The 289-nt window shown below is 60.2% G+C and carries 1 protein-coding gene; it reads right to left on the bottom strand.

The genetic code is table 11. The annotated features are described in order from the left end of the window. On the bottom strand, positions 1 to 289 hold a 289-nt coding region (locus ADB02_RS01625), incomplete at both ends, for a biotin/lipoyl-containing protein (RefSeq protein WP_049189468.1).

Genomic DNA, 289 nt, shown 5'->3' with positions numbered 1-289 from the left:
CGGTGACGGATTCGCCGAGCTCCGGCATCTCAACGTCAGTAGCGGAACCGGAGGCAGCCTTCGGTGCTTCCTTCTTTGGCTCTTCAGCGTCTTCCTTCGGAGCCTCTTCCTCGGTCTCCTCAGCGGAATCGTCAGCGCCTTCCGGCTCTTCGCCCGGCTCGCCGACCTTTGCGATGACCTCGCCAACATCGACGGTGTCGTCTTCTTCAAAGAGAATCTCGGTGAGAACACCGGCGACCGGAGATGGAATTTCGGTGTCGACCTTGTCGGTGGAAACCTCGAGCAACGG

Origin of the sequence: Corynebacterium sp. 212_CJEI (assembly GCF_001055915.1) — a bacterium.
In the GTDB taxonomy this organism is placed as follows: domain Bacteria; phylum Actinomycetota; class Actinomycetes; order Mycobacteriales; family Mycobacteriaceae; genus Corynebacterium; species Corynebacterium jeikeium_D.
Note: the sequence above shows the minus strand (reverse complement) of the source record. Positions and strands in the feature narration are given on the sequence as shown.